The sequence below is a fragment of the Streptomyces sp. NPDC043876 genome (assembly GCF_056435825.1).
The window spans coordinates 445,328-467,897 of record NZ_JBWKDV010000005.1 but is presented as its reverse complement, the minus strand read 5'-3'; the positions used below and the strand labels follow the sequence as shown (position 1 = coordinate 467,897).

At 73.3% G+C, this 22,570-nt stretch carries 20 protein-coding genes; 7 read left to right on the top strand and 13 right to left on the bottom strand.

Annotation, left to right across the window (positions count from 1 at the left end):
• Window positions 1-117: 117 nt before the first annotated feature.
• The 5 genes from AC0693_RS19370 to AC0693_RS19350 all read right to left on the bottom strand — a co-directional run bounded on the left by AC0693_RS19370 (window position 118) and on the right by AC0693_RS19350 (window position 5,245).
• Window positions 118-1,815: a flavin monoamine oxidase family protein gene (locus AC0693_RS19370; protein ID WP_356410833.1), complete on the bottom strand. Its 1,698-nt coding sequence runs from the start codon at window positions 1,813-1,815 to the stop codon at window positions 118-120.
• A 38-nt stretch (window positions 1,816-1,853) separates the two neighbouring features.
• Window positions 1,854-2,654 carry a carbon-nitrogen hydrolase family protein gene (locus AC0693_RS19365; RefSeq protein ID WP_356410830.1) on the bottom strand — a complete coding sequence of 267 codons (801 nt, stop codon included), beginning with the start codon at window positions 2,652-2,654 and terminating at the stop codon, window positions 1,854-1,856.
• Between the two features lie 218 nt (window positions 2,655-2,872).
• Window positions 2,873-3,328: an Lrp/AsnC family transcriptional regulator gene (locus AC0693_RS19360; protein WP_030027017.1), complete on the bottom strand. Its 456-nt coding sequence runs from the start codon at window positions 3,326-3,328 to the stop codon at window positions 2,873-2,875.
• A 10-nt stretch (window positions 3,329-3,338) separates the two neighbouring features.
• The gene (locus AC0693_RS19355; protein ID WP_356410827.1) at window positions 3,339-4,793 is read right to left on the bottom strand and encodes an amino acid transporter; all 1,455 of its coding nucleotides are present in this window, start codon (window positions 4,791-4,793) and stop codon (window positions 3,339-3,341) included.
• A gap of 284 nt (window positions 4,794-5,077) precedes the next feature.
• A complete protein-coding gene (locus tag AC0693_RS19350) occupies window positions 5,078-5,245 on the bottom strand; it encodes a hypothetical protein (protein ID WP_478802377.1) in 168 nt (55 codons plus the stop codon).
• Window positions 5,246-5,306: 61 nt separating this feature from the next.
• Here AC0693_RS19350 and AC0693_RS19345 point away from each other — a divergent pair, with 61 nt between their 5' ends.
• The 5 genes from AC0693_RS19345 (at window position 5,307) to AC0693_RS19325 (ending at window position 11,784) form a co-directional block, all read left to right on the top strand.
• Window positions 5,307-7,283, top strand: coding sequence for an SDR family NAD(P)-dependent oxidoreductase (locus tag AC0693_RS19345; RefSeq protein WP_478802376.1), 1,977 nt, complete (start codon window positions 5,307-5,309; stop codon window positions 7,281-7,283).
• A 46-nt stretch (window positions 7,284-7,329) separates the two neighbouring features.
• Window positions 7,330-8,121, top strand: a complete 792-nt coding sequence (locus AC0693_RS19340; RefSeq protein ID WP_478802375.1) for a LytR/AlgR family response regulator transcription factor — start codon at window positions 7,330-7,332, stop codon at window positions 8,119-8,121.
• 181 nt (window positions 8,122-8,302) lie between these two features.
• Window positions 8,303-8,602 (top strand): hypothetical protein, encoded by a 300-nt coding sequence (locus AC0693_RS19335; RefSeq protein WP_356410815.1) that lies wholly within the window; start codon window positions 8,303-8,305, stop codon window positions 8,600-8,602.
• A 174-nt stretch (window positions 8,603-8,776) separates the two neighbouring features.
• Window positions 8,777-10,564 (top strand): sodium/solute symporter, encoded by a 1,788-nt coding sequence (locus AC0693_RS19330; protein WP_478802374.1) that lies wholly within the window; start codon window positions 8,777-8,779, stop codon window positions 10,562-10,564.
• Entirely contained in the window at window positions 10,561-11,784 is a 1,224-nt protein-coding gene (locus tag AC0693_RS19325; protein ID WP_478802373.1) for a histidine kinase, read from the top strand. Before AC0693_RS19330 ends, AC0693_RS19325 begins: the two co-directional genes overlap by 4 nt.
• A gap of 264 nt (window positions 11,785-12,048) precedes the next feature.
• On the opposite strand, the gene AC0693_RS19320 is transcribed toward AC0693_RS19325, so the two are convergent.
• Complete coding sequence (locus AC0693_RS19320; RefSeq protein WP_356410996.1) at window positions 12,049-13,512, bottom strand: GuaB1 family IMP dehydrogenase-related protein; 1,464 nt, start codon at window positions 13,510-13,512, stop codon at window positions 12,049-12,051.
• A gap of 242 nt (window positions 13,513-13,754) precedes the next feature.
• Here AC0693_RS19320 and AC0693_RS19315 point away from each other — a divergent pair, with 242 nt between their 5' ends.
• Complete coding sequence (locus AC0693_RS19315; RefSeq protein ID WP_356410807.1) at window positions 13,755-14,288, top strand: hypothetical protein; 534 nt, start codon at window positions 13,755-13,757, stop codon at window positions 14,286-14,288.
• A 44-nt stretch (window positions 14,289-14,332) separates the two neighbouring features.
• On the opposite strand, the gene AC0693_RS19310 is transcribed toward AC0693_RS19315, so the two are convergent.
• The 6 genes from AC0693_RS19310 to AC0693_RS19285 form a co-directional block, all read right to left on the bottom strand.
• Complete coding sequence (locus AC0693_RS19310) at window positions 14,333-14,740, bottom strand: barstar family protein (protein ID WP_356410805.1); 408 nt, start codon at window positions 14,738-14,740, stop codon at window positions 14,333-14,335.
• Complete coding sequence (locus tag AC0693_RS19305; protein ID WP_478802372.1) at window positions 14,737-15,213, bottom strand: guanyl-specific ribonuclease; 477 nt, start codon at window positions 15,211-15,213, stop codon at window positions 14,737-14,739. Before AC0693_RS19305 ends, AC0693_RS19310 begins: the two co-directional genes overlap by 4 nt.
• 109 nt (window positions 15,214-15,322) lie before the next feature.
• On the bottom strand, window positions 15,323-16,345 hold the full coding sequence (locus tag AC0693_RS19300; protein ID WP_468468934.1) for a sugar-binding transcriptional regulator: 1,023 nt from the start codon (window positions 16,343-16,345) through the stop codon (window positions 15,323-15,325).
• 124 nt (window positions 16,346-16,469) lie between these two features.
• Entirely contained in the window at window positions 16,470-17,156 is a 687-nt protein-coding gene (gene rpe, locus AC0693_RS19295; protein WP_469319419.1) for a ribulose-phosphate 3-epimerase, read from the bottom strand.
• 510 nt (window positions 17,157-17,666) lie between these two features.
• Window positions 17,667-18,458, bottom strand: a complete 792-nt coding sequence (locus AC0693_RS19290) for an alpha/beta fold hydrolase (RefSeq protein WP_478802371.1) — start codon at window positions 18,456-18,458, stop codon at window positions 17,667-17,669.
• Between the two features lie 503 nt (window positions 18,459-18,961).
• Window positions 18,962-20,188, bottom strand: coding sequence for an FAD-dependent oxidoreductase (locus AC0693_RS19285; protein WP_478802370.1), 1,227 nt, complete (start codon window positions 20,186-20,188; stop codon window positions 18,962-18,964).
• 145 nt (window positions 20,189-20,333) lie between these two features.
• Here AC0693_RS19285 and AC0693_RS19280 point away from each other — a divergent pair, with 145 nt between their 5' ends.
• Window positions 20,334-20,945: a PadR family transcriptional regulator gene (locus AC0693_RS19280; RefSeq protein ID WP_356410787.1), complete on the top strand. Its 612-nt coding sequence runs from the start codon at window positions 20,334-20,336 to the stop codon at window positions 20,943-20,945.
• Between the two features lie 78 nt (window positions 20,946-21,023).
• Here the strand turns inward: AC0693_RS19280 and AC0693_RS19275 are convergent, their stop codons facing one another.
• Window positions 21,024-22,481: an RsmB/NOP family class I SAM-dependent RNA methyltransferase gene (locus AC0693_RS19275; protein ID WP_356410784.1), complete on the bottom strand. Its 1,458-nt coding sequence runs from the start codon at window positions 22,479-22,481 to the stop codon at window positions 21,024-21,026.
• Window positions 22,482-22,570 lie beyond the last annotated feature (89 nt).

Genomic DNA, 22,570 nt, shown 5'->3' with positions numbered 1-22,570 from the left:
GCGCCCGGGAGAGGGCGGGCGCCATGGAAACGGGCCGCCGCCGCGCTCGTGGCGCGGGGGCGGCCCGTTGTCGGGGGCGCGGCCGGGACGGTCGGTCCGGCGGCGCGACCGGGAGGGTCAATCCTCGGGCAGCTCGACCGGGGCGAGGTCGTCGTAGAGGTCGCCGGGGCCCGGGTTGGTGGCGTCGGTCTCGCCGCCGAGGTGGTGCATGACGCCCCACACCGCGTTCAGCGCGGTCTGCACGGCGCCCTCGGCCCAGCCCGCCGTCCAGGAGATGTCGTCGCCCGCGAGGAAGATGCCGCGCTTGTCCTCGGGGAGGCGGTCCTGCATGAAGTGGGTGAACAGGCGCCGCTGGTAGCGGTAGTGCCCGGGCAGGTTCGCCTTGAACGCGCCCATGAAGTAGGGCTCGTTCTCCCACGAGACGGTGACGGGGTTGCCGATGATGTGGCGCCGGATGTCGACCTTGGGGTAGATCTCGCCGAGGGACTTCAGCATGACCTCCATCCGCTCGTTCGCGGACAGCGGCAGCCACTTGAGGCTGTCGTCGCACCACGTGTACGAGAGGCAGATGGTGGCCGGCTTGTCCGGGCCGTTGTCCAGCAGGTAGGTGCCGCGGGTCATCCGGTCGGTCAGCGTCATCGACATGGCGTCGCGGCCGGTCTCCTCGTCCTTGTCCAGCCAGAACGGCCGGTCGACGGGGATGAACAGCTTGGAGGACTCCATGTAGTGGGTCCGCTCCATCGCCGTCCAGTGGTCGATCGGGAAGAGCGTGTCATCGCACTCGATCTTGGACAGCAGCATCCACGACTGGGCCGTGAAGATCGCGGCGCGGTACGTCCGGATGTCCCCGGAGGCGTCGGTGACGGTGATCCGGTTGCCCGCCGTACGGTGCAGCCGGGTCACGGCCGGGCGCGGGGTGCCGTCGTGCAGGGTGGACAGCGAGGTGCCCTGGGCCCAGTGGACGATCTTCTCGGGAGCGCGGTCCCACATCCGCAGCGGCAGCTGCTGCGAGCCGCCGACGATGCCGCGGTGGTGGTCGTCCGCCTCGGTGTAGACGACGCGCAGGATCTCCAGGATGGAGTTCGGGAAGTCGGTGTCCCAGCCGCCCGTGCCGAAGCCGACCTGGCCGAAGATCTCGCGCTTGCGGAAGGACTGGAAGGCCTCTGACTTGCAGAGGTAGCCGTAGAAGGTCTCGTCGTCGAGCTTCTCGACGAGCTTCGCCCAGATCTCGCGGATGCGCGGGACGTCCCGCTCGCGCATCGCGGTGTTCATGTCGGAGAAGTCGGCGCCCTCCTCCAGGCAGTCGTTCCACGCGGCGGCGACGTCGCGGTAGATCTGCGGGAGGTCGGCGATGGTCTCGGCGTAGTGCGACTCGCCCTTGAGGTCCACGACCGTGGAGGGGGTGGCCGGGGAGAGCGGGTTCGGGAACGGCTCGGTGACCAGGCCCACCAGGTCGATGTAGTGCTGGAGCGCGGTGGAGGACGGCGGGAAGCGCATGGCGCCCATCTCCGCGGTCAGCCCCTCCGTGCCGGTGCCCTCGAAGCCGACGGTGCGCAGCCGGCCGCCGATCTGGTCGGCCTCGTAGACGACGGGCTTGAGGCCCATCTTCATCAGCTCGTAGGCGGCGATGATGCCGGAGAGCCCGCCGCCGATGACGGCGACCTCGGTGCCGTGCTCGGTCGCCGGTATCTGGCCCAGCCCCGCCGGGTGGGCGAGGAAGTCGTCGTAGGCGTAGGGGAAGTCCGGGCCGAACATGGTGATCGGCGGCTGTCCGTCGCTGTGCGGGACGGCGGTGGTGGGCACCGTGGACGTCATGGGGTACGTCTCCTTGCGGCAGAGCGGGGGGGGAGGGGTCAGATCAGGGAGGCGTAGAGCCCGGGGCGGCGGTCGCGCAGGTACGGGTTGCCGGCGCGCGAGGCCTGGAGCAGGTCGGGGTCGACCTCGCCGAACACCAGCTCCTCGCCGCGCCCGGCGCGGGTGCGGGTGGCGCCGTCGGGGGAGGCCAGGGAGCTGAGACCGACGAACTCGAACTCGCCCTCGGGGCCCGTGCGGTTGACGTACGCGATGTACATCTGGTTCTCGAAGGCCCGGACCGGCACCAGCTGCTCGGCGACGAACTGGAACGGGTGCATCTGCGCGGTCGGCACGAGCAGGAGGTCGGTGCCGGCCAGCGCGTGGGCGCGGACGTTCTCGGGGAACTCGACGTCGTAGCAGATCATGAGGCCGATGCGCAGGCCGTTCAGTTCCGCCTGGACGACGGGGGTGTCGCCGGGGGTGAAGGCGTCCTGCTCGAAGCAGCCGAAGAGGTGCGTCTTGCGGTAGTTCGCGAGCCGGGCGCCGTCGGGGCCGACGAGCTGGGCGGAGTTGTACACGGCCGCGCCGTCCCGCTCGGGGTAGGCGTAGAGCACGGCCACGCCGTGGCGGCGGGCGATCTCGCCGACGGCGCCGGCGGACGGGCCGTCGGCGGCTTCGGCGAGAGCGGCGATGTCCTGGACGTCGAGGGCGTACCCGGTCAGGAACATCTCCGAGGTCACGAGGAGCCCGGCCCCGCTCTGCGCGGCGCGCGCGGCGGCCTCGTCGAGCGCCTTCAGGTTCCCGGCGACATCGCCGAGCCGTCCGGAACTCTGGAGGAGAGCGGTACGCAGCGGGGGCATGGACGACCTCTGGGGCAGGAGGGGCGGGGTCCTATAGACGGTACGGGTGGGTGCCGACCATCGACAAGGCCCGTCCGTTGCGTCCGGACGACCGATCCGTTGCGCATTTTCGGGCCGCCGCGGCGATTCGTTGCGTCATCCCTCGCGTTTGCGCAGCTTCGGCTGACGCGCAGGGGCGCCCGTCTCCGGCAGCCCGGCCGGGAGGGCGTCCGGCGGTCCTACGCGGGCGCGCCCGAGGTGAAGCGCCGCAGCAACGGGGAGAGGACCAGGACGGACTTCGTCCGTTCCACGAACGGCTCCCCCGCGATGCGCTCCAGCACCCGCTCGAAGTGCCGCATGTCCGAGGCGAAGATCTGGACCAGGGCGTCCGCGTCGCCCGTCACGGTCGACGCGGACACCACCTCGGGATACCGCTCCAGGCCGCGCCGGATGTCGTCCGGCGAGGTGTTGTGGCGGCAGTAGATCTCGATGAAGCCCTCGGTCTCCCAGCCCATCGCGGCCGGGTCGACGCGGACCGTGAAGCCGGTGATGGCTCCCTCGGCCCGCAGCCGGTCCACCCGGCGCTTGACCGCGGGGGCGGAGAGGCCGACCTCGGATCCGATGTCCGCGTAGGAGCGGCGGGCGTCTTCGGCGAGGGCGTGCACGATGCGTTCGTCGAGATCGTTCAGTCGCACTGCGGGTGGATCACTTCTCTGCCGTGGCCAGTCGGGAGCGGCGGATGCCGTACAGGAAGTAGAACACGAGGCCCACGGCCATCCAGCCACCGAAAACGATCCAGGTGGCGGTGTCGAGGCTGAACATCATGTAGCCGCAGGCGAGGACGCCGAGGATCGGGGTGACCGGGAAGAGCGCCACCTTGAAGGTGCGCGGCATGTCCGGACGCGTCCTGCGCAGGATGATCACAGCGACGTTGACCAGGCCGAAGGCGAAGAGGGTGCCGATGCTGGTGGCGTCGGCCAGCTTGCCGAGCGGGATGAAGGCCGCGAGGGCTCCGCAGAAGAGGGAGACGATCACCACGTTGGCGCGGGGGGCGCCGGTCTTCGGGTTGACCTTGGCGAAGACCTTGGGGACCAGGCCGTCGCGGGACATGGCGAAGAGGATGCGGGTCTGGCCGTAGAGCACGGCGAAGACGACGGAGGCGATGGCGACGACGGCGCCGGCGGCCAGGACGACGCCCCAGAAGGCGTGGCCCGAGACATCGGTCATGATCTTGGCGAGCGCGGCCTCGGTGCCCTCGAAGTCCTGCCAGGGCATGGCGCCGACGGCGACGAAGGCGACGAGCACGTAGAGCACGGTGACGATCAGCAGCGAGAGCATGATCGCGCGGGGCAGGTCGCGCTTGGGGTTCTGGGCCTCTTCACCGGCGGTGGAGGCGGCGTCGAAGCCGATGTAGGAGAAGAAGAGCGTGGAGGCGGCGGCGCTGATGCCGGTGACGCCGAGCGGGGCGAGCGGCGCGTAGTTGCCGGCCTTGATGCCCATGAAGCCGATGCCGATGAAGAGCAGCAGGGTGACGATCTTCACGCCGACCATGATCGAGTTGACCCGGGCGCTCTCCTTGGCGCCGCGCATCAGGAAGACCATGGCGAGCAGGACGACGACCAGCGCCGGCAGGTTGATGAAGCCGCCTTCCCCGAGGGGCGCGGAGACTCCGTCGGGGATGGTGATCCCCACCGTGCCGTCGAGCAGTTCGTTGAGGTACTGGCCCCAGCCGACGGCGACCGCCGCGACGGACACGCCGTACTCCAGGACCAGGCACCAGCCGCAGATCCAGGCGACGAGCTCGCCCATGGTGGCGTAGGAGTACGAATACGAGGACCCGGAGACGGGGACCGATCCGGCCAGCTCCGCGTAGGAGAGCGCCGAGAACAGCGCGGTCAGGCCCGCGAGGACGAAGGAGATCGTCACGGCCGGGCCGGCCTTGGGGGTCGCGGTGCCGAGGACGACGAAGATGCCGGTGCCGAGGGTGGCGCCGATGCTGAGCATGGTCAGCTGCCACATGGTGAGCGAACGGCGCAGCGTGCCGCCCTCGCCCTGGCCGCCTTCGGCGACGAGCCGCTCGACGGGCTTGCGGCGGAGCAGGGGGTGGACGGGCCGCGAGGGCTCGGGGGTGAGCGGCGGCGCCTGGCCGTGGTCGAGCACGAGGGGACTCCTTTGACACTGCGGGACCGGAGAGACAACGGCGTCGACCGCGACGGTCCTGAGCAGGGACAGGCGGAGCCTGGGCATGGGGACCGCCGAGCAGGCAGTCGCGCCACTCCACGTACAGCGAGTGAGCCTACGAGCTGGGATAAGCCGCCCGTAATGCATCATCCTTGCACATTGCCATACGATCGTTGCGCGGATCCGGCCGCAGTGGTCCTTTGTTGCACGCCGATGATCGATCAGTGCGCGGGGGTCTGTCGACCCCCTTTCTTGACATGCCGTCAGATTCGTCGCAGCGTGCCGCCATGGACCTGGTCGCGCTCTACGAGAGGGACGTGCCGAGGCAGTGGCCCGGAGCCCACCGGCACGGTCGGCGCGTTGCCGAGCAGCGCGCCCACCGGGAGGCCGCCGAGCAGATCGGGCCGGGCTCCGACGTGCTCCTCGGTCACCTCGCCGGGCCTGGAGGTCCCCCCGGGCGGGGCCCGAGGGAGGATCCGGTTCGGCTTCGGGGTGACCCGCACCCCCTTCGGCTTCGCGCCGCCGCAGCGCATCGCCGAGAGGGCCGCCACCGTGGACGTCCTGCCCGGCCGCCGGGTCGGGTGGGGCACCGGGCGCTCCACCCCCGTGGTCGTCCCGGAGCCGGCCCGCTACCGCGTCGCCGCCCGCCTGGGGCGCCGCACGAGCCCGGGGCCACCGGGGCCGCCGTCACCCGCGCCGCTGGACCGCTCCCCCGTCCCCGGCTGCGCCACCCCGAACCGCCAGGACGGCCGCCGCTTCGTCCTGCTCGGCGCGGACAACGGCATCGGCCGCCAGCGCGCCCACGCCCTCGCCACGGCCGGAGCCCGGGTGCTCGGCGTCGCCCCGGACGCGGCACGGGCAGCCGCCGTGGCCCCCGGGACGGGCGGGACGGCGTGCACCGCCGACGCGAGCGACCGGGGGGCCGTACGGACCCACTTCGCGCGGGCTCCGGAGCTGCCGGGAGGGCCCGTCGGGGGTGTCGTCGACGGGGTCGGGACGGCCCGGTACGCGAGCCGGGCCGAGCTGACCGACGCCGAGGGCGCGACCGAGGCGGGGCTGATCCCGCTGGTCCGCCCGGCCGGCGTCGAACCGGGACCGCGCGGGGTCCGGGTCGACGCGGTCGCGCCCGCAGTGGTGTGGACGCCGCGCGTCGCCGCCCCGCTCGGGGAGGACGCCCCGCTCTGCCGGGTCGCCGGGTCCCGGGACATCGCCTCCGCCCTCCTTCCCGGCCTCGCCGTCAGCGGCGTACCTCACGGGGCAGACGTCGAGCGTGGACGGCGGGGTAGGCGTGAAGTTCCCGTACCCGACGATCGGAGACGCCCGGTGACACCCGACGAGCACTGGCTGGACCCCGGCCCCTTCCTGCGCGGAGTGGCCTGGCTGGAGCACGGGCGGCCGGTGCGCGCCGACCCCGCGGACACCGCGCGGCTGCCCTGGGACACCGGCGAACGGGCCGCGCTGCCGATCGGGGTGCGCCTGGAGTTCACGGCCGGGCCCGGGGCGCACGCCGTGGAGGTCCGCTACCGGGCCGCCGTCCCCGGGCCGGCCGACGCGCTGCGCGACCTCGCGCACCACTTCGCCCTGTGGGACCGGTCCGGGCGCCTCGCCGAGGTCGTCACCGAACCGGCCGCCGAGGCCGTCGTACGCATCGGGCTGCCGGCCGGCGGCAGCCCCTTCACCCTGCACCCGCCCGAGGCCCAGGCCCCGGAGGTGCTCGGCCTGCGCGGGGTCGGCGGCCCGCTCGCCCCGGCGCCCGCCGCGCCGCGCTGGGTGGTGCACGGGGACTCGATCACCGAAGGCTGGTGGTCCACCCGGCCCGCGCACGGCTGGCCCGCGGTGACGGGCCGGGCGCTCGGCTGGGACGCCGTCAACCTCGGCTATGCGGGAGGCGCCTGCGGCGAACTCGCCACCGCCGAGCAGCTGTCCGCGCTCCCCGCCGACGCCCTCACCCTGGCCTTCGGCACCAACTGCTGGTCGCGCGCACCCTTTTCCGCGCCCCTGCTGTACGAAACCACCCGCGCTTTCCTCGACATCGTGCGCCAGGGGCACCCGCGGACCCCCCTCCTGCTCCTCTCCCCCGTCCTGCGGCCCGACGCGGAACGCACCCCGAACCGGCTCGGCGCCACCCTGGGCGCCCTGCGCGACGCCATGGAACGCGCGGTGCGCGAGCGGATCGCGGCGGGGGACGGACGGCTCGTCCTGCTGCCGGGGCGCGACCTGCTGGCTCCGGCGCACCTCGCCGACGGGCTGCACCCCAACGACGAGGGGCACCGGGTGCTGGGACTCGCGGTGGCGGAGGCCCTGCGCCGGGGCGGACTCGCCGACGCCGTCATGGGAGCCACCGCAGGCGCGGACACGTCCGCCGAGCCCGGAGCCCGCGCCGAACCCGGAGCCATCGCCACCCGCGGCGATGCGGCCGACCCGGCCGACCCGGCCGACCCCGCCGACCCGGCCGGGCTGCCGGTCTGAGGCGCACCCGTTCCGCGCCGGGAGCACCCTCTCTACACTGCCCCCCATGCTCCGTGTACTGGCCGTCGACGACGAGAAGCCGCTCCTGGAGGAGCTGCTCTACCTGCTGCGCTCCGACCCCCGCGTCAGCACGGCGACGGGGGCCTCGGACGCCACCGAGGCGCTGCGCCGCATCACCCTGGCCGTCGAATCGGGCCCGGACGGGGCCGGCGGCCTCGACGTGGTGTTCCTCGACATCCACATGGCGGGGCTGACCGGGCTGGACATCGCCCGCCTCCTCGCCGGGTTCAGCTCGCCGCCGCTGGTCGTCTTCGTCACCGCCCACGAGGGCTTCGCCGTCCAGGCGTTCGACCTCAAGGCCGTGGACTACGTCCTCAAGCCGGTGCGGCCGGAGCGGCTGGCCGAGGCGGTGCGCCGGGCCTGCGCGCTGCGCGGCCGCGACCGTGCCCCGGCCGCCGCTCCCCCCGCCCCGGCATACGCCCCGGCGGGCGTCACGGACCGCGCCGCCGAGCAGATCGCGGTCGAACTGGGCGGGGTCACCCGCTTCGTGGCCGTCGCGGACATCGCGTACGTCGAGGCGCAGGGGGACTACGCCCGCCTGCACACCGGCGAGGGCAGCCATCTGGTGCGGATCCCGCTGTCCACGCTGGAGGAGCGCTGGGCGGCGCGGGGGTTCGTCCGGATACACCGGCGTCACCTGGTGGCGCTGGACCGGATCGACGAACTGCGCCTGGACGCGGGCACCACCAGCGTCCGGGTCGGCGCCGCGGAACTCCAGGTGAGCCGCCGTCACGCCCGTGAGCTGCGCGACCTCCTGACGCGCAGGGCCACGGGCTGACCCCGCACGGTCGGCGGCCGGCCGCGGGGGTGGCGACCGCCCGGCGCCGCGCGGGCGCCGTTCGTCGCGCGGCACGGCGCGTACGGCGATCCGCCGGGGCCGTCGGCCGCAGGAGGCGCCGGTGCGCGCCCCCGCCGGGCTGCCCGCCCCTATCGTGGATCTTCCGGGCGGGAGGAGCGAGATGTCCGAGATCGAGGCGCTGCTCGACGCGCTGAGCGGCCTGCCCCGCACCCGGCCCGCCGACCCGGCCGAGGCCGAGGCCTTGCTGGCCCGGCTCCGCAGCGCGGCCGCGCGCTGGGCCGACGTGCTGTACGAGGCGGACGAGGGCTGCCGCCCGCACCTGCCGCCGCGCGCCGAGGCCGCGCTGACCCTGGCCTTCCGGCGGGCCGAGGAGTCGTACGTGGAGCTGGAGATCGCCCGCCGCGACTGCGCCGAGCACCAGGGCCGCGCACGCCCGCACGCGAGCGACCGCATCCGCTGACCGGGCGGCCCCCGTGCCGACGGCGCCCCAACCGGACGCCGTACACGCGCGTTTCACCGGGCCGCGCCCCCGCGCCGGACTCCGTCCACCGCCGGATCACGCCTGTCGCCGGGCGCGGCGCCATGCCTAGAATCCACTCTCCGCCCCCTTCCCTCTTCCGCCCGAGGCCGCCCGGTGAACCAGACGTATGCGCTGAGCGCGGTGGCCGTCGTCGTCCTGGCCACGGTGCTGCTCGGCGGGCTGGGCCTGCGGATATCGCGCACCACCTCCGACTTCTACGTCGCCTCGCGCACCGTCGGCCCCCGGCTCAACGCGGCGGCCATCAGCGGCGAGTACCTCTCCGCCGCCTCCTTCCTCGGGATCGCCGGACTGGTGCTGCTCCAGGGGCCGGAGATGCTGTGGTATCCGGTCGGCTACACGGCCGGGTACCTGGTGCTGCTGGTCCTGGTGGCCGCGCCGCTGCGCCGCTCGGGGGCGTACACCCTGCCCGACTTCGCCGAGGCGCGACTGGAGTCGAGGGCGGTGCGCCGGATCGCGGTGGTCTTCGTCCTCGGCGTCGGCTGGCTGTACCTGCTGCCGCAGCTCCAGGGCGCGGGGCTGACCCTGCAGATCCTCACCGGCGCCCCGCACTGGGTCGGCGGGCTGGTCGTCGCCCTGGTGGTCACGGTCGCCGTGGGCGCGGGCGGGATGCGCAGCATCACCTTCGTGCAGGCGTTCCAGTACTGGCTCAAGCTCACCGCGCTGCTCGTCCCGGCCTTCTTCCTGGTCGCCGCCTGGGCCGGGGACGGCGCCCCGCGCGCCACCTTCGACGCCCCGGCGGTGCTGCGGGAGCACACCTCGGTGACCCTCGCGCAGGACGTGCGGATGTCCCTGGACGCGCCGCTCGCCCCGCGCGTCACCGGCCGGGTCGACGGGCGGACGTACGCCGGTGACACGGTGCCGCTGGAGGCCGGGGAGCACACCGTGGGCGCCCGGACCCGGCTGGAGCTGGCGGCGGGCAGCCGGCTGCCGGAGGCCCGCGCGGGCGCCGGCCCGGACGCCCCGTCCTGGTCCCGGCCGCTCGCCGGGGACCGCAACGAGTACCGGCTCTACGCGACGTACGGGCTCATCCTCGCCACCTTCCTCGGCACCATGGGCCTCCCGCACGTCGCGGTGCGCTTCTACACCAGCCCCGACGGGCGGGCCGCACGCCGCACCACCCTGGTCGTCCTCGGGCTGGTCGGCGCGTTCTACCTGCTGCCGCCGGTCTACGGCGCGCTCGGCCGGATCTACGCTCCCGAGCTCGCCCTCACCGGGGACACCGACGCGGCGGTGCTGGTGCTGCCCGCCCGGCTGGTGGGCGGGGTGGCGGGGGAACTGCTCGGCGCGCTGCTCGCCGCGGGCGCCTTCGCCGCGTTCCTGTCCACCGCCTCCGGGCTGACGATGGCCGTGGCCGGGGTCCTGCACCAGGACGTCCTGCCCTCCCGGGGGCTCTCCAGGGCCGTCGCCCGGGGGCCCGGTGCCCGGGCTCCCCGCGGGGTGGGCGCCTTCCGGCTCTCGGTCCTGGTGGCGATGGCGGTGCCGCTGGCGGGCGGGGTGCTGGCCTCGCACGTCCCGGTGGCGGACGCGGTGGGGCTCGCCTTCGCCGTGTCGGCCTCCTCCTTCTGTCCGCTGCTCGTGCTCGGCATCTGGTGGCCCCGGCTGACCCCGCCCGGCGCGGTGGCCGGGCTGGTGACGGGGGGCGGCGCCGCTCTGGGCGCGGTGCTGGCGACCCGGGCCGGGCTGGCTCCGGCGGGCTGGGCGACCACCCTGCTGGCCTGGCCCGCGGCCTGGTCGGTGCCGCTCGGCTTCCTGACGATGGTGCTGGTGTCGCTGGCCACCCCGGGGCGGGTGCCGAAGGGCACGGCGGCCACCCTGGCCCGGCTGCACCTGCCCGAGCAGCTGGTGCACCGCCGCTCCGTGGGCCACGGGGACGCCCGGTGACGGGGGCCGCGCTGCTCGCGCTCCCCGCCGCGGCCGCCGTGCTCCTGACACTGGGCTACGCGCTCGGGCGGCTGCACGCCCACCGGGCGGGACGCAGCGCGCCCGGCCTCGGCACCCCGGTGGAACGGGCCACCTTCCACACCCTGCACACCGCCTCGCTGGCCGCGCCCCCGCTGCGCGCCGGGCTCACCGAGGACACCGCCCGCAAGGCCGCCCGGCGGCTGCGTTCCCTGCTCGGGACCGAGGCGCTGTGCCTGACCGACCGGGAGAAGGTACTGGCCTGGGACGGGCCGGGGGCCGGGCACCACGAGCGGCGGGCGATGGAACGGGCGGCCGAGCTGCTGGACTCGGGGCGCAGCCGCAGCGGACGCACCGGCTGCCGCGAGCCGGGCTGCGCGCTGAGGTGGGAGGTCGTCGCCCCGCTCACCGGGGAGGACGGGGTACTGGGGGCGCTGGTGGCCTACGGGGCGCAGGAGTCGGCGGTGCTGGCGCGGGCCGCGACGGAGGTGGCGCGCTGGGTCTCCGTACAGCTGGAGCTCTCGGAACTGGACCGGTCGCGGACCCGGCTGATGGAGGCGGAGATCAAGGCGCTGCGGGCGCAGATCTCGCCGCACTTCATCTTCAACTCGCTGGCCGCGATCGCCTCCTTCGTCCGGACCGATCCGGAGCGAGCACGGGAACTGCTGCTGGAGTTCGCGGACTTCACCCGCTACTCCTTCCGGCGGGGCGGCGACTTCACCACCCTGGCGGACGAGTTGCGCTCCATAGAGCAGTACCTGGCGCTGGCCGGGGCCCGGTTCGGGGACCGGCTGAAGGTGACCCTGCGGATCGCCCCCGAAGTCCTGCCCGTGGCCCTGCCGTTCCTGTGCCTGCAACCGCTGGTGGAGAACGCGGTCAAGCACGGCCTGGAGGACACGGCCCGGGAATGCCGGATCACCCTCACGGCCCGGGACGCGGGCCCCGAGGCGGTCCTGACGATCGAGGACAACGGGGTGGGGATGGAACCGGCGCTGCTGCGCCGGATCCTGGCCGGCGAACAGCCGGGCTGCGGGACGGGCATCGGCCTGCCGAACGTGGACCAGCGGATGCGGCAGGTCTTCGGCGACGACTACGGCATGGTCTTCGAGACCGCGGTCGGCGAAGGCATGAAGATCACCGTCCGCATCCCCAAATACCGCCCAGGCGTCCACACCACACCCCCCACCCCCCGCCTCCCCTGAACCCCTTCCAACCCAATCCAGCCCCGCCAACTCCAGCCCCGCCGGCGTTTGAGGCGCCCCCGGAGGGCCCCCACGCCAGCGCACGCCCGCCCCATCCACCTCAGCCATTCCAGCCCCGCCGGCGTTTGAGGCGCCCCCGGAGGGCCCACGGCGGACAGCCGACCAGAAACACCCTGTGAAACCACCGCGCCCCCGGCCATCCGAAAGCGGACGGCCAGGGGCGCGGAAGGGAAACGGGGGGGGAACACGCCGCCCCCGCAGGGACTAGCTCCAGCTGGCGTGCAGCGGCTTGCCCTCGGCATAACCGGCAGCGGACTGCACCCCCACGACGGCCTTCTCCTCGAACTCGGCCAGCGACCCCGCACCGGCATAGGTGCAGGACGACCGAACGCCCGCGATGATCGAGTCGATGAGGTCCTCGACGCCCGGCCGGGCCGGGTCGAGGAACATCCGGGAGGTGGAGATGCCCTCCTCGAACAGCGCCTTGCGGGCGCGGTCGTAGGCCGACTCCTCGGAGGTCCGGTTCCGCACGGCGCGCGCGGAGGCCATCCCGAAGGACTCCTTGTACAGACGGCCGTCGGCCGCCTGCTGGAGGTCGCCCGGGGACTCGTACGTACCGGCGAACCAGGAGCCGATCATCACGTTGGACGCACCGGCGGCCAGCGCCATGGCGACGTCGCGCGGGTGACGGACACCGCCGTCGGCCCAGACGTGCTTGCCGTGCTTCTTGGCCTCGGCCGCGCACTCCATCACCGCGGAGAACTGCGGGCGGCCCACGCCGGTCATCATGCGGGTGGTGCACATGGCGCCGGGGCCCACACCGACCTTGATGATGTCCGCGCCGGCCTCGATGAGGTCCTTGACGCCCTCGGCGGCCACGATGTTGCCCGCGACGATCGGGACCTGCGGGTCGAGCGCGCGCACGGTCTTGATCGCGTGGATCATCGACTCCTGGTGGCCGTGGGCCGTGTCGATGACGATGGTGTCCACGCCCGCGTCCAGCAGCTGCTTGGCCTTGACGGCGAAGTCGCCGTTGATGCCGACGGCGGCCGCGATGCGCAGCTTCCCCTCGGCGTCGGTGGCGGGGGTGTAGAGCGTCGCACGGAGCGCGCCCTTGCGGGTCAGGATGCCGGCGAGGCGGCCGTCCTTGTCCACGGCGGGAGCCAGCTTGCGGTGGCCCGCGTCGAGCTGGTTGAAGGCCTCGCGGGGGTCGATGTCGGCGTCGATGAGCAGCAGCTCCTTCGACATGACCTCGGAGAGCTGGGTGAAGCGGTCCACGCCGGACAGGTCGTGCTCGGTGACCACGCCGATCGGGCGGTGGTCGGCGTCGACGACGACACCGGCGCCGTGCGCCCGCTTGGGCAGCAGGGACAGCGCGTCGGCGACGGTCTGCGTGGGGGCCAGCGTGATCGGGGTGTCGAGCACGTGGTGGCGCGTCTTCACCCACGAGATGACGTCGGTGACGATCTCGATCGGGATGTCCTGCGGGATGACGACGAGGCCGCCGCGGCGGGCGACGGTCTCGGCCATCCGGCGGCCGGCGATCGCGGTCATGTTGGCCACGACGAGGGGAATGGTGGTGCCGGTCCCGTCGGGCGAGGAGAGGTCGACGGCCTGGCGGGAGCCCACCGAAGAACGGCTGGGCACCATGAACACATCGTCGTACGTGAGGTCGTACGGCGGCTTCAGGTCATTGAGGAAACGCACGTGCTGAACATCCCAGTCGATCGGAGGGGCCGCCTGCCCTGGCGGGGCAGCCGAGGAAACGCACGTACTTCATTCTCCCACGTCCTGGCACGGGAGCGGGCCGGGCCGATCGTCCAGGACGGGGTGGGCCGAGTGGTTCGTTCCTACGGGACTTTAGTCCTGGCCCGGGGGGACGGAAAGGTGCGCCGAGCCGGGCCGGTTACGGCTGAGAGCGAAATCGGAACCCTTGCGCTCGGGACCTCTCCCGATGCAACGTTGATTACATGATTACAGCCGAACAGCGTGAGCAACTCCGCGGCTGGTTCGCGGAGCGCCTTCCCATCGACGTCTACGAAGAGCTGGTGGAGGTGGTGGTCGACCGCGAGGAGATCACCGTCGTCGGCCGCATCCCCGCCACCGAATCGGTACGGGGCTTCCGCGAGCGCACCCGCGAGCAGCGCATCGAGGTGGCGCGGGAGGCCGAGGAGCTGTACCAGCGCAAGGTGGCCTGGGGGGTGGAGGCGGAGGGCGAGCGGACCCTCTTCACCCACCTCGCCGTGCCCGTGATGACCCGGCTGCGCCAGTCGGAGCGCGGCGTGCTCGACACGCTGGTCGCGGGGGGTGTGGCCCGCAGCCGTGCGGACGCGCTCGCCTGGTGCGTCCGGCTCGTCGACAAGAACGCGGACGCCTGGCTCGCCGACCTGCGGGGCTCCCTGGAAAAGGTCCAGCAGGTCCGCGCCCAGGGCCCCGACCAGCCGACGGCCGAGAAGCCCGGCGCGGCAGACTCCGGCGCATCGGGCGACTCCGCCGGCTCCTGACCGGCCCGGCCCGGGTGAAAAGGGAGCGCGCGGGACTCTCCCGCTCAGCTCCGGTGCGGCGGCGGCCCCGGCTTCGGCCGGGGCCTGTCGCCCGGATCCGCCAGCAGGACGTTCAGCGCGCCCCCGGTGGAGTGCCGCCAGAAGTCCACGGCCTGCTCCAGGACGTCCTGGAAGGTTTCCCAGTCCCCCGGCCGGGCCGCCGCGTAACCGCGCCACGACGTGACGGCCAGCAGCCGTTCCGGCGCCCCGGGCAGCCAGGACAGGTCGATCAGGCAGTCCGCCAGGGCGTCCCAGTTCCCGCCGAAGTGCTCCGGCAGCCGCAGCGCCTCCCCGCAGCGCCTCATCAGCTCCGCCTTGCTGCGTACACCGTCCAGGTCGAGCCGTACGACCGTCCAGCCGGCCTCCTCGGCGGCGGCCACGGCGGGGGCGAGGGCGCGGGGGTCCAGGGTCATCGGAGAACCGCCTTGAAGGTCTCGTAGTGGTCGTCCGTGTAGAAGAACTCGCTGCCCTGACCGGTGATGATCCGCCGCGCGCCGCGGTCCCGGGAGCCCGGGGTCTTCACGGTGAACTCGTGGTAGTAACCGCGCTGCTGCCGCGGCAGCACCTTCTCGAAGTTCCCGAAGACGGTGCCGTCCTGCCGGTACGGGTAGGGGCCGCCCTTGTCGATGAGGACCAGCGTGTCCCGGGCCTCCCGGGGCAGGTCCGCGGCCCGGAGGGTCTTCATCCCCTTCGCCCAGCCGGGGGCCGCGCTCGCGCGGGGGGAGGGCGAACCGTTCGGGGCGGTGGCCGCCGGGGTACCGGGCGCGGCACTCGGGGGCGCCGGGTCCTTCGTGCCCCCGCAGCCCGCCGCACCCACCAGGGCCACGCAAAGGAACAGGGCCCCCAGCAGACGCAGCAACGGGCGGGGCACGCTCCGGAAGATCATGCGCCCGATGGTGTCAAATATCCGATTCGCCCGCCAGCGCGGACGGCAGGTGGCCGAAGCCCGACCCGGCCCCGGCACGCGCCCGCGCACCGGCCACCGGGGTCCCGGTCTACGGAACCAGGTCGTCCGGGTCGGCCCGCTCCAGCGCCGGCCGCAGCCCCGGCTGGGACTCGGTCAGCAGGAAGTCCGCGACCGCCGTGTCCGTCACCAGGCTGGTGACCAGGCCGGAGCGCAGCACCGCACCGATCGCCGACGCCTTGCGCAGGCCGCCCGCGATCGCCACGACCTCGGGGATCCGCCGCAGCCGGTCCGCCTCGACGGTGATGCAGCGCTCGCCGAGGTCCCGGCCGACCCGGCGGCCCTCGGAGTCGAAGAGGTGCGCGGACATCTCGGCGGCGACGCCGAGCGAGGCGTAGTGGGCGCGCTCCTCGTCCGTCAGCATGTCGTGAACGGTCGAGATGCCCGGTTCCCACGACCCGATGGACACCGCCGCGACGGTCACCTTGTCGAAGTACTCGAAGGCGCGCGCGATCCCGGTCTGGCCGCGCAGCGCGGCCGCGGTGGCCGGATCGGGCAGCAGCATCGGCGCGTAGATGGGGTGCGCGTCCCCGCCGGAGACCTGGGCCGCGCGGCGCACGGCCTCCACGGACCCGCGCTCGGCCGTGCCGGCGTCGTACACCCCGGTCAGCTGGACCACGGTGCAGGGGGGCAGCCGGTGCAGGGAGGCGGCCATGTGGATGGTGGAGCGGCCCCACGCGAGGCCCAGCACGTCGCCCTCGTTGACCAGCTCGCCGAGCAGGTCGGCGGCGACCGCGCCGAGGTTCTCCGGGTCGGGGGCGTCCTCGGTCGCGTCCGCCGGGGACTCCACGACCACCGCGTGCCGCAGGCCGTACCGGGCGCGCAGCGCGTCGGAACGCTCGGCGTCCAGCTCGGCCGGCACGCGGATCTCGATGCGCACGAGGTCGCGCTCCAGAGCGGTTTCCAGGACCCGGGCCACCTTGAAGCGGCTCACGCCGAACTCCTCGGCGATCTGGATCTTGGACTTGCCCTCCAAGTAGAAACGACGGGCCATCGCCGCCGCCTGCACCAGCTCCGCGGGTCCCATCCGCAGGGCAGACCGTCCCGCCGACATTGCAGACACCGCGTTCTCCTCACTGCTGTTCACATTCTCGACTCGCCGTTCATCCTGTCAGATCCGAGGGCCGTTGATCAGCCTGGAGGACCAGCGTTCACCGAGCTGTTCACCAAGCCTTGGCTCAGTGGTCGCACGCCCAGGGCGCGGCGGAGATCGCCAGGTCGGCCTGCTCCCGCAGGGTGCGGACCGCGGCGGCCGGGTCGACCGCTCCGTAGACCGCGCTGCCCGCCACGAACACGTCGGCGCCCGCCTCCGCGCAGCGTTCGATGGTCGACGCGGACACCCCGCCGTCCACCTGCAGCCACAGCTCCAGGCCGTGCTTGGCGATCAGCTCCCGGGTGCGGCGGATCTTGGGCAGCATGATGTCCAGGAACGGCTGTCCGCCGAAGCCCGGCTCGACCGTCATGATCAGCAGCATGTCGAGTTCGGGCAGCAGGTCCTCGTACGGCTCGATCGGCGTCGCGGGCTTGAGCGCCATGGACGCGCGTGCGCCCTTGGCGCGGATCTCCCGGGCCAGACGTACGGGCGCGGCCGCCGCCTCGGCGTGGAAAGTGACCGATCCGGCACCCGCCTCCACGTACTGCGGGGCCCAGCGGTCCGGGTCCTCGATCATGAGGTGGAGGTCCAGCGGGATGTCCGTCGCACGGCTGAGGGACTCCACGACCGGGACGCCGAGGGTGAGGTTCGGGACGAAGTGGTTGTCCATGACGTCGACGTGCAGCCAGTCGGCGCCCTCGACGGCGCGCGCCTCTTCGGCGAGACGCGAAAAGTCCGCGGACAGGATGCTGGGATTGATCTGAACGGCCATGCCCCAAGCGTGCCATGCCCGGGGCGGGTTCTTGACCGTGCCCTGGGGGGCTGGGGGCCCGGCTGCGCCGGGTCGCGGCTTCGCCGCTCACGGGTAGGTTTCGCGCTTCGGGGTCGGTGATGCTCCGGGGGCTGCCCGTCAGTTCCACTGACTTCCCGTGCCGGGGCGTCCTGTCAAGAGCGCTCCTTCGTCGCGTCGCTGCGCGATGGCCTGCGGCCACTCTTGACATGCCACCCCGTCCCGGAAAGCCAAGAACTGTCGGGCCGCCCCCGGGGGGAGGCATGGGGGAGGCTGCCCCTTGCCTGGGGCCCGGCGCCCGGCCACAGGCCGAATGGGCCCGATGCGGCGCCCTCCGGGCGAAAGGCGCGCACTCAATCGCTACGCGCTTCGCCGAGACAGGCATCTGCGGCCTGTTCGGGGCTGGTGAGGGGCGCGGCGGGGCTCACAGCTCGGCCAGACGGGAGTCCAGTCGGGTCAGACTGCCGTCGAACGCTCCCAGACCTCAACCACTCACACGTCGGACGTGAGGAAGGGGAGGATCGACGGGACGAGGGTGGGGGAATTCAGGATGTCGTAGTGGGAGGCGCCGGCCAGGACGGCCAGGCGGGACGCAGGACGGTAGGAGTTGTCCCAGCCCGCGTCCTTCAGGCCGCCGCCGAGGAGGCCGAAGAACTCGGCGACGTGTGCGGGACGGATCGAGTCGGCGTCGCCGTACACGAGGAGGACCGGCATGGTGAGGGCGGCCACCTCATCGCGCCAGTCGAAGTCCGTCTTCAGGGCTTCGGCCGTCTTGCCGACCAGGACGGGCCAGTCTTCGGGACGCGGAGCGACTTCGGCGTAGTGGTTGTAGGGCGGGGAGCCCTTCATCATCTCGGCGGCGGCCGCACTCATCTGATCCATTCCCACGAGTACGTCGGGGAACCAGCCGTCCCTCTTGAACGGGACCGAGACCAGCACCAGCCGCCGGACGGCGTCCGGGTGCTGGATCGCGGTCCGCAGGGCGACCTTGGCTCCGAGCGAGTACCCCAGGACGTCCGCGCGCTCCAGACCGAGATGCTTGATCAGTGCGGCGACGTCGTCCGCCAGCAGTTCCGGCCGCAGCGCCCGGTCCGCGTCGGGTGTACGACCGTGCCCCTGAAGGTCGACGAGAACGACCTTGCGGCCGTCCGTCAGGGCGGGCAGCAGCGGGGCGAACGTGTCCCCCGACCCGAACCCGCCGTGCAACAGGACCAACGCTTCCCCCGCGCCCGATCCGTGCTCCTCGAAGTACAGCGACTGTCCGTTGACCTCTGCGTAGCTCATTCCTGCACCCTTCACCATTCCCACGGTCACGTCTCCCTCTATAGACCGGAGGAAGTCGTGAAACTCATCGCCCCACGACGGTCTGATCGTCATTCATTCCCCCATGGGCCGTATCCGCCCCCTCGCCGCCTGCGGTGACCAGCCACGGCCGGCCCGCAGGCCGCTGAGCCGACCGCGACCGCGTAGCGATCTGAAGGCGTGTGTCTTCCGCCCAAAGGGCGGCGTACCGGACCCACTCGGCCTGCGGCCGGGCGCCGGGCGGCAACCGCATCGGCACCCTCCCCCATGCCTCCCCCCGGGGGCGGCCCGACAGTTCTTGGCTTTCCGGGACGGGGTGGCATGTCAAGGGTGGCCGCAGGCCATCGCGCAGCGACGCGACCGCAGGGAGCGCTCTTGACGGGACGCCCCGGCACGGGAAGACAGTGGAACTGACGGGCAGCCCCCGGAGCATCACCGACCCCGGAAGCACGAAACCCGCCCGCACGCGCCGCGCAGCCGCGGCCTCACCCCACCCGCTCCCCCCACTCGATCCCGTACTCGTACTGCCAGGCCGACTTCTGCGACGGATCCGCCATCTTCATCACCAGCGGCAGCATCAGGTCGCGCAGGACGCGGCCCACCGGGCCCGCGCTCTTGTTGCTGTTCGTGCGGGCGCCGAGTTGGATGATGCGCTCGACGCGGGGGCGGCGGAGCCGCTCGTACGCCGTGAAGGCCTCGTCGTACGGCAGGTCCCGCAGGCAGCGGGCCAGTTCGACGGCGCTCTCGAAGGCGATCGACGCGCCCTGTCCCGAGCTGGAGGAGGCGGCGTGCGCCGCGTCGCCGATCAGGGTCATTCGGCCGCGGGTCCAGGTCGGGACGCTCGGCATGTTCTCCATCGGGCCGGTGATCAGCAGCTGGTCCGCGGCGGTGGCACCGATCATCTCCAGAGCTGGAATGCGGTCGTCGGCGAAGGCGGCCCGCAGCGTGCGCGTCCACTCCTCCGCGCCGATCGCCCGGGCCTCGGCAACCGTCATCGGGAGGCGGTGCGGCAGGTTCGCGAACCACACCGCCGAGGAGTCGTCGAAGACCTGGTAGCCGAAGAAGGCGCGCTTGCCGAAGCACAGGTACATGACGCCCTGGGTGGAGGGCAGGGCGCAGTCGTCGAGCCGCGCGCCGAAGCACACCAGCCCGGCGTGGTTCGGCCGGGGCGCGGCCGGGTCGATCAGGGAGCGGACCGTGGAGCGGATGCCGTCGGCGCCGATCAGGACGTCGGCTTCGGCCCGCGTGCCGTCCGCGAAGTGCGCGGTGACGCCGGAGGCGGCGTCCGTCACCCCGGTGAGCCGCTTGCCGTGGTGGACGGGGACCGAGCGGCGCGCGGCCTCGTCGTAGAGCGCGCGGTAGAGGTCGGCGCGCCACACGAACTGCTGGCAGGGGAAGCGGGACGGCGGGGCGAACCGGGCGAGGTGCTTGCCCGTCCAGCTCCGCAGGCCCATGGCCGTGACCGGTGTGCCGATGGCGCGCACGAGGTCGCCCGCGCCGATCGCGTCGAGGGCGTTCTGGCCGTTCGGGGCGATGGTCATGCCGCCGCCGGCGCCGTCGGCCGTGGAGTCGTAGGCCTCGTACACGGCGGCCTCGATGCCCGCCTGGCGCAGGGCCATCGCGGCGACGGGCCCCGCGAGGCCGCCGCCGATGACGAGCGCGGTACGGACCGGGGCGGCGCGGGCGGATGGGTCGCCTTCGTTGAGGGACATGGCAGTGGTTCCTCTCCTCGGGCCGACGGCGGATCCGACTGATCCGGCGGACCCGGCAGCTCCGGCGAGCCCGCGTCGACACCTCGATAGTTTCACCGCAACTAGTCTCACGTCAACTAGTTCGCCCGAGGCTAGAATCGCTCCCATGACGTCATCCGCTCCCCGCAGCTCCCCCCTCGCCCTGACCGTCCTGGCCCTGCTGCACTACAAGCCGCTGCACCCGTACGGCATCCAGCGGCTGGTCAAGGACTGGGGCAAGGAGCAGGTCGTCAACGTCAAGCAGCGCGCGAGCCTCTACCGCACGATCGAGCGGCTCAACGGCGACGGACTGATCGCGGTGCGCGAGACCGGGCGCGATCAGCAGTACCCCGAGCGGACCGTCTACGAGGTCACGGACGCGGGGCGCGAGACCGCCCGTGCCTGGCTGGAGGAGATGCTCGCCGTGCCCAAGCAGGAGTTCCCGGAGTTTCCGGCCGCCCTGTCGAACCTGCTCCTGCTCGCCCCGGACGAGATGGCGGACGTCCTCGACCGGCGCGCGGCCGCGCTCGCGGAGACGCTCGGCGGGCTGGAGTCGGCCCTGGTCTCGGAAGCGGACGGCGGGCTGCCGCGCATCACCCGTCTGGAGACCGAATACCTGCGCGCCGTCACGGCCGCCGAGCTGGAGTGGGTCCGCGCGGTGGTCGAAGACCTGCGCACCGGCGACCTGTCCTGGTCGGCGGAACAGCTCGACGCCCTCGCGGCGGGGCCGGGGCAGTGAGAAGCCCGCCCCCGGAATCCCGGGAGCGGGCTGCACATCTCCTCACGTGGTCACCCCCTGGGCCGACCACGCGTCACCTCACGCCGTGCGCCTCAGCAGCGCCAGGTACATCGCGTCCGTACCGTGCAGGTGCGGCCACAGCTGGACGTCCGGGCCGTCTCCGAGGGCCGGGACGCCCTCCATGTAGGGCCTGGCGTCGATCAGTTCGGCGGCGATCGGCTCGTGCCCGGCGCCGCGGCCCTTGAGGACGTCCTCGACCACGACCCGCGTCTCCGCCAGGTGCGGCGAGCACGTCGCGTACCCGACCACGCCGCCCACCCGCACCGCGGACAGCGCCTCGCGCAGCAGCCCGCGCTGGAGCGGGGCGAACCCCTCCAGGTCTTCGGGGCGGCGCCGCCAGCGCGCCTCCGGGCGGCGGCGCAGGGCGCCGAGGCCGGTGCACGGCACGTCCATCAGGACCCGGTCGAAGGACCCCGGCAGCCACGGCGGCCGGGTGCCGTCCGCGGTGATCACCTGGTAGGGGCCGGGGTTGCCCGCCAGCGCCTTCTCCACCAGGCGCGCACGGTGCGGCTGCTTCTCCGAGGCCAGCAGGAAGGCACCGCGCTCCGCGGCGAGCGCGGCGAGCAGCGCCGCCTTGCCGCCCGGACCGGCGCAGCCGTCCAGCCAGCGGCCGTCGCGGCCCTCGACCGGTACGTTCGCCAGCGCCATGGCCACCAGCTGGCTGCCCTCGTCCTGGACGCCCGCACGGCCCTCCCGGACCGCTTCCAGCGCACCCGGCTCGCCGCCCTCGGCCATCCGGACGGCGTACGGCGACCAGCGGCCCGGCAGCGCCGAGTCCTCACCGACCGCCTCCAGCAGCTCCTGCGGCGTGGACCGGCCGGGCCGGGCGACGAGGGTGACCTCGGGGCGCTCGTTGTCGGCTTCGAGGAGGTCCTCGATGCCCGCCCGGCCGCCGCCGAGCGAGTCCCACAGCGCGGAGACGACCCAGCGCGGGTGCGAGTGGACGACGGCGAGGTGGTCCTCGGCGTCCACGTCGTAGGGCGGGGCGACCTGTTCGAGCCAGGCGTCCAGGTCCTTCGCGGCGATCTTGCGCAGCACGGCGTTCACGAACTTGGCGCGGCCGTCACCCAGCACCACCCGGGCCAGCTCCACGCTCGCCGAGACGGCGGCGTGGGAGGGGATCCGGGTGCCGAGCAGCTGGTGGGCGCCGAGCGCGAGGACGTCCAGCACCGGCGGGTCGACCTCGCGCAGCGGCCGGTCGATGCACGCGCCGATGATGGCGTCGTACGTGCCCTGGCGGCGCAGGGTCCCGTAGACCAGCTCGGTCGCGAGCGCCGCGTCCCGCGCGTCGAAGCTCTCGTCCTTGCGGGCCTTGCGCAGCAGCGGGGGCAGCACCAGGTTCGCGTACGCGGCCCGCTCGTCGACCGCCCGCAGCGCCTCGAAGGCGAGGATCCGGACGGGGTCCTTCTTGGGCCGGCGGTACGGGTTGGCCTGCTTGCCGCCCGCGGCGGCGGGACGGCGGGGCTGTTCGCTCACGTGAAAGGTGCTCCGGAAGTACGAGACGAGAAGGAGGTGAGGTCGAGAGGGCGGTGCGGTCGAGAGGGGCGCCGCCGAAAGGGCGGTGC

What these genes read in the sequence shown, in the direction of transcription:
- AC0693_RS19285 (WP_478802370.1), bottom strand. Translation starts at nt 20,188, where the DNA reads ATGTCCCTCAACGAAGGCGACCCATCCGCCCGCGCCGCCCCGGTCCGT.
- AC0693_RS19300 (WP_468468934.1), bottom strand. Translation starts at nt 16,345, where the DNA reads ATGTCGGCGGGACGGTCTGCCCTGCGGATGGGACCCGCGGAGCTGGTG.
- AC0693_RS19310 (WP_356410805.1), bottom strand. Translation starts at nt 14,740, where the DNA reads ATGACCCTGGACCCCCGCGCCCTCGCCCCCGCCGTGGCCGCCGCCGAG.
- AC0693_RS19315 (WP_356410807.1), top strand. Translation starts at nt 13,755, where the DNA reads ATGATTACAGCCGAACAGCGTGAGCAACTCCGCGGCTGGTTCGCGGAG.
- AC0693_RS19365 (WP_356410830.1), bottom strand. Translation starts at nt 2,654, where the DNA reads ATGCCCCCGCTGCGTACCGCTCTCCTCCAGAGTTCCGGACGGCTCGGC.
- AC0693_RS19335 (WP_356410815.1), top strand. Translation starts at nt 8,303, where the DNA reads ATGTCCGAGATCGAGGCGCTGCTCGACGCGCTGAGCGGCCTGCCCCGC.
- AC0693_RS19290 (WP_478802371.1), bottom strand. Translation starts at nt 18,458, where the DNA reads ATGAGCTACGCAGAGGTCAACGGACAGTCGCTGTACTTCGAGGAGCAC.
- AC0693_RS19340 (WP_478802375.1), top strand. Translation starts at nt 7,330, where the DNA reads ATGCTCCGTGTACTGGCCGTCGACGACGAGAAGCCGCTCCTGGAGGAG.
- AC0693_RS19280 (WP_356410787.1), top strand. Translation starts at nt 20,334, where the DNA reads ATGACGTCATCCGCTCCCCGCAGCTCCCCCCTCGCCCTGACCGTCCTG.
- rpe (WP_469319419.1), bottom strand. Translation starts at nt 17,156, where the DNA reads ATGGCCGTTCAGATCAATCCCAGCATCCTGTCCGCGGACTTTTCGCGT.
- AC0693_RS19370 (WP_356410833.1), bottom strand. Translation starts at nt 1,815, where the DNA reads ATGACGTCCACGGTGCCCACCACCGCCGTCCCGCACAGCGACGGACAG.
- AC0693_RS19305 (WP_478802372.1), bottom strand. Translation starts at nt 15,213, where the DNA reads ATGATCTTCCGGAGCGTGCCCCGCCCGTTGCTGCGTCTGCTGGGGGCC.